Annotated in this window: 5 protein-coding genes; 1 reads left to right on the forward strand and 4 read right to left on the reverse strand. The window is 56.7% G+C overall.

Going from position 1 to position 5,722, the window contains the following annotated elements:
* Positions 1–748, reverse strand: a 748-nt coding sequence (locus M0974_RS17460; protein ID WP_297839312.1) for an amino acid ABC transporter substrate-binding protein, incomplete at its 3' end; no start/stop codon positions are given.
* Positions 749–917: 169 nt separating this feature from the next.
* On the opposite strand from M0974_RS17460, the gene M0974_RS17465 reads away from it, so the two are divergent.
* Complete coding sequence (locus M0974_RS17465; protein ID WP_297839314.1) at positions 918–1,823, forward strand: LysR substrate-binding domain-containing protein; 906 nt, start codon at positions 918–920, stop codon at positions 1,821–1,823.
* A 183-nt stretch (positions 1,824–2,006) separates the two neighbouring features.
* Here M0974_RS17465 and M0974_RS17470 read toward each other — a convergent pair whose 3' ends face one another.
* From M0974_RS17470 to M0974_RS17480, 3 genes are all read right to left on the reverse strand, one after another.
* Positions 2,007–3,314: an MFS transporter gene (locus M0974_RS17470; RefSeq protein WP_297839317.1), complete on the reverse strand. Its 1,308-nt coding sequence runs from the start codon at positions 3,312–3,314 to the stop codon at positions 2,007–2,009.
* A gap of 68 nt (positions 3,315–3,382) precedes the next feature.
* Positions 3,383–4,579: a CaiB/BaiF CoA-transferase family protein gene (locus M0974_RS17475; RefSeq protein WP_297839321.1), complete on the reverse strand. Its 1,197-nt coding sequence runs from the start codon at positions 4,577–4,579 to the stop codon at positions 3,383–3,385.
* Position 4,580: 1 nt separating this feature from the next.
* Positions 4,581–5,408: an enoyl-CoA hydratase-related protein gene (locus tag M0974_RS17480; protein ID WP_297839323.1), complete on the reverse strand. Its 828-nt coding sequence runs from the start codon at positions 5,406–5,408 to the stop codon at positions 4,581–4,583.
* Between the last annotated feature and the right edge of the window lie 314 nt (positions 5,409–5,722).

Raw genomic sequence — 5,722 nt, forward strand, 5'->3', positions numbered from 1 at the left:
GTTCGACAACGGAGGTGTCCACCAGCTTCTTGAACTCTGGGTCATCCTTGGGCTCAAGGATGCCGTATGGCGCGAGCTCCAGGCCCTTGGTGCCGACCACGTAATCTTCAGGGTTCTTGGACGACGCGACCGCGCCGTAAGCGAGTCCATCATCGTTAGCCGAACCGGCAGCGCGGCCACTGGTGACCATGAGAAAGGTTTCGCCGGTGTCTTTGGCGGGGGCAACGGTAATACCATAACCATACTTGGCATTAAGCATGGAGATCAGCTTGAAGGTTTGCCCTCCCGCCTGCGCAGCAATGGTTTTGCCACGGAAAGTCGACAGGTCGTTTACATCGACGCCGGCGTCCTTGCGGGCCACCAATACCACCTGAGCGACGAAGGTGGTGGGCGCGAACGACACCAGTGTATGGCGGTCGGCTTTGTTGGTGGTGTTGCCGCACTCCAGGTCGATAGTGCCATTGGCAAGAAGCGGAATACGAGTCGCCGACGCGGTCGGGTTGTAATGAACGTCCAGCGCAGCGAGGCCTAATGACGCCTTGATTTTAGCGGCGATGGCTTCGCAGATTTCCACGGTATAACCGATGGGCTTTTGCTGGTCATCGAGGTAACCGAAGGGCACTGAACTTTCAGGGTAGCCAAGCGTGATGGCGCCGGTTTCTTTAATTCTGTCGATACGTCCATCTGCCAGCGCGGTGGCGCTGATGATGAATAGCGCAAGCGCCGATACAGCTGAGGCTACTTTCATTTTCCTTCCTCGGGTCGGTAATCGAACCAGTGAACATCGTCATCGGGAATAGCGGACATCGAACCGAGAGCAGGAGATCGGTAGTGGCTAAAAGTATCCGCGAAGAATATCGTTAAGCCCAATTCCACTTGCGTATTGCTAGATACAGAAATGATATGGGAGATCCTGCATGAAGCTCCGCCAGATCGAGGCCTTTCGGGCGATCATGATGACGGGCTCGATGACCATTGCCGCTCGAACGCTGCATACCTCGCAGCCGCAGATCAGCCGTCTCATCGGGCAACTTGAAAGCGTCGCGCAGTTTCCGCTGTTCGAGCGCAATGGAAGCAGGCTCAAGCCAACCCTGGATGGCGAGCGCTTTTATCAGGAGGTTGAAAAAACCTTCGCCGGCTTGTCCAGCCTGGAGTCGGCGGCTGCCGTGATTCGTTCGTTCGGCAGAGACCGACTTGTGCTCGCTGCCATGCCACGTCTGGCCGGTGGGCTGCTGGCTCGCGCGGTTGCCCGGTTCAAGCTCGAGTATCCAGACGTTCTGGTGACGATCCAGTCCGGCAACGAAAGCAGCATCAACGAGTGGGTCCGCTCGGGGCTGTGCAGTACAGGCCTGGCGATGCTCTATGGCCAGACACCTGGAATTCTGGTTGAACCGGTCATCACCACCAATTGCGTGGTGGTTTTCCCCAAAGGGCATCGATTCGCCTTGCTGGAAAAAATCACGCCGGAAGACTTCGCGGACGAACGCTACATCTCATTCCCCAACACCAGCCCGGTGCGAGACCGGATTGACTTCATTTTCAAAGAAGCTCAGGTCAATCCGGTCATCGTCGCCGAGGCTAGCTTGGGGTCATCCATCTGCGCACTGGTCGGAGCGGGACTGGGCGTCAGTTTGATCAACCCGATAGCGGCCATTGAGGAAGCGACGGTCAACAACATTGAGTCCAGACCTTTTACCGCCAGCATCCCGGTGGTCATTGGCTTGCTCTTTCCATTGCACCACCCCCAATCCAGGCTGGTCAGTAAATTCGCCGAATGTGCTCGCGAGGTGATGATTGAGGAGCTTTCGCCGTTGTGTGATTGATCCAGCCTCCTACACCGTTTTTTTCTGTGGGGCCGAATTCGTTCGGGAAGCGGAGGACGCGGTCTGTCTGTCATACCGCGCCGCTGCCTTCGCGAACAAGTTCGCTCCTACAGACATTTCGATCTCACCCAAATTGTAGGAGCTGCCGAAGGCTGCGATCTTTGGATGCACCGCAGCCTGCATTTACTTCGCGACCGCTTCTTTACGCTCAAATGTTCCAGTGTTTTGTGGCTGCACTTTCAAATCCGCCACAAACGGTTTTTCCGGTTTCATGGTGAAGGTCAGTAACACGCCGCAGACCATGATGCCGATGGATACCAAAAAGGTGATGTTCCAGTTGCCGGTCTGGTCGATCAGGTAACCGGCCAATACCGGGCTGACGATTGCAGCGGTGAAGCCTGTGCCGCTCATGATGCCGCTGGCGGTGCCGGAGCGGTCGTAGGCGATGTCCATGGGAATCGCCCACATCGGGCCGATGGTCATCTCGTTGAAGAACATTGCTGCGCCGAGAAACAGCAGCGCGTACATCGGCTCATGCAACACCAGTACCGGGATCAACGACAGTCCGGTCAAGGCCATGCAAACCGCGACCATGTAACTGCGGGCGATTCGCAGGTTTCCGGTACGCCGCAATAACCGATCGCTGACCATGCCGCCCACCAGATCGCCGACGACCCCAGCGAAGAACACGCCGGAGGTAAATATCACCGCGCTTTTGATGTTCAAATTAAAGTTGTGCATGAAGTACAACGGCATCCAGCTGAGCATCAGCCAGAGAATCCAGTTGTAGCAAAAGTAGACGCTGGAGACCGGCAGCATGCGTTTGTACAACCGCGCCCACGTGCCGGGCACGTCGATTGGATGGATCTTCGGTACCGGCAGCGTGTGCAGTTCTTCTGCCGTGATACGTGGGTGATCGGCCGGTTTTTCGGTGTACGTCACGTACCACAGCACCAGCCAGCCGAAACTTAAGGCGCCCAACAGATAGAAAGCGAAGCGCCAGTCGTATGCGCTCATCAACCCCATCACCAGCACCGGTGCCACGGCATTGCCGAGACGGGCTGCCGAGTGGGTGATGCCCTGAGCCATTCCGCGCTTGTCCTTAGCGATCCACGACGCCATGGCACTGGTGGCCGCTGGAAAGGTCGCGCCCTCCCCCAATCCCAAGAGCAAACGCGCCAGCACCAGCGAAACGAAGCCGCCCGCCATCCCGGTCAAGGTCGTGGCAATGGTCCAGATAAAAGCACAAGCAATCAGTGTGCGTTTGGCGCCGAAGCGGTCACTGACCCAGCCACCGATGAACTGAAACACCACGTAGGGATAAGCGAACGCTGAAAAAATAAAGCCCAATTGCGTGTTACTCAGGCCCAGTTCAGAGCTGAATTGGCTCGCCGCGGTACTGATGTTGACTCGGTCTACATAGGTGATGAAGTACATCAGGCACAGCATCACCAGCACGGTGGTGGTGGCCTTGAGTTTTAGCCTGTTCATGGTTGCGGTCCTCAGTGTCTTTTTTTGTAGTTGTTCACTAATGCGCTCGTGTGTGTGTGGGTCAGCTATTAAAGCTCCAGAATCGCGCCCTCGCGTTGCAGGTCGGAAATCTGTTGGGCGTCGTAGCCGTACTCGTTGAGGATTTCCAACGTGTGTTCGCCCAGCAACGGTGAGGGCCGGCTGACGTGCTTGGGGGTTTCAGAAAAACGAATCGGCAAGGCAATGCTGCGCGCTGAACCGGTCACTGGATGGTGGGTCTCAACGATCATTTCCCGCTCTAGAATCTGCGGATGCTCCACTGCCTGAGATATATCCAGCACTGCGCCCACGGGCAAACCAGCCGCGTCCAATCGGGCGACCCAGCTGTCGGTAGTGTCGTGAGACAGGCATTCAGTAATCAATGCGACCAGCGCTTCACGGTTGTTCATGCGCAGCATGTTGCTGGCAAAACGCGGGTCATCGGTGATGTGCGGCGCGTCCAGCACTTGCAGCAAACGTTCGTAGTTACCCTGATTCGCGGCGCCGATATTGATCCAGCCGTCCTGCGTACCGAACGCCTGATACGGTGTGCTGGTGGAATTGGCCGAGCCCATTTTCGGCAGAATCACGCCCTCGGAGAAGTAGTTCGCGGCCGGCCAGTACATCTGCTGAAAACCCGCTTCCAGCAACGAGGTATCCACCACCTGACCCTGCCCGGTTTTCAGTTTGTGGGCATAAGCAGCGGCGATGCCCAGCGCGGCGAGAATCCCGGCATTGATGTCGGCAATGGGCGACCCCGCCTTGATCGGCGCCTGCCCCGGCTCGCCGGTGGAACTCATCAAACCCGACAAGCCTTGGGCGATCAGGTCGAAACCGCCTTTATCGGCGTAAGGGCCAGTGCGGCCGTAACCGGAAACCGAACAGTAAATCAGCCCAGGGTTAAGCAGCTTCAGGCTGTCGTAACCCAAACCCAACTTCTCCATCGTGCCTTTGCGGTAGTTCTCGGTGACCACGTCAGCGTCTGCCAGCATCCGCCGTAATACGTCTTTGCCGCCTTCGGTTTTGAGGTTCAGAGCGATGTCACGCTTGTTCCGGTTGAGGATCATGAACGAGGCGGATTCACCATGTTCCAGGATCGGTGCGAAGCGGCGGCAATCGTCACCGCCGTCCATTTTCTCGACCTTGATCACGTCGGCACCCATGTCGGCGAGCATCATCCCGCAGATGGGTCCGGACATGATGTGCGACAGCTCGATGACCTTCATGCCTTGCAGTGGACCAGCCATATTATTTGCCTCCGAAAACAGCGGTGCGTTTTGCTAGAAAAGCTTGATAGCCAATCTGGAAATCCTCGGTTCCGAAGCAATCGAAGGCCTCGTCGTATTCCTCGGCGGTCAACGGCGTTGCGTCTGTGCTGCGTTGCACGAATTTTTTGTGCCAGCGGGCTACCAACGGCGCGCCGTCGGCAATGCGCCGCGCACTCTCTATTGCCTGCGATTCCACTTCAGCGTCTGCAACCACACGGCTGACGATACGTTTGTGCAGCGCTTCAGCCGCACCGAACACCCGACCTTCCAGCAACATTTCCAGGGTTACGTCGGGCCCGGCGATACGCATCAGGCCGCTCATTTCGTCGTGGGACATGGCTAAACCGAGCTTATTCACCGGCACGCCGAAACGGCTGGATTCACCACAGATACGGATGTCGCACAACGACGCAATGCCCAGCCCGCCACCGACGCAGATGCCGTGGATCATCGCCACCAGCGGATGACGGCAGCGGGCAATGGCGCGTAATGCGCCGTGCATGACGGGGCCATACAGGCGCGCTTGCTCAACATTGCTGCGGTGGGTTTCGAATTCAGAGATGTCGTTGCCAGGTCCGAAGGCCTTGGTGCCCGCGCCCCGGATCATGATGCAGCGGATCGAATCGTCGGCATCCAAAGCGCTGATGGTGTCGTCCAGCAGCTTCCACATGGGCATCGTGGTGGCGTTGAGTTTTTCCGGGCGATTGAGGATCACCGTGACGACGGCCCCGTCGCGCTCGACCAACACAGGAGCAGCAGAATGGGTTTGATCGGGCGCATTTTCGCTGGGGGAGATATGCGTATTCATACCGTACCTTTCTTATTTTTGGGATACCGAATTACATTTTTGGAATCCCAAATATAGTCTTTACTCGTTTAAGCGCAAGCGGTTTTTTCACATAGATACGCGTGCTGACGAATGACAGGAATTTTTATCGCACTCAGATATCCCTAAATCATTGAGCTAAAAGGTTCGTCAGCGCCTTTACGTAGATAATTTTTTCATTCAGCCCGATAATCAATGACTGTTCGGTGCCGAGCGCGCTGGCCAATCTGGGATACCGATGGAGAATGACCGATGTCCGAGGACAATAATTCAGCGAACATCAACGAGGCCGCCTA

It is taken from the genome of Pseudomonas sp. (assembly GCF_026224925.1).
Taxonomy (GTDB): Bacteria; Pseudomonadota; Gammaproteobacteria; order Pseudomonadales; family Pseudomonadaceae; genus Aquipseudomonas.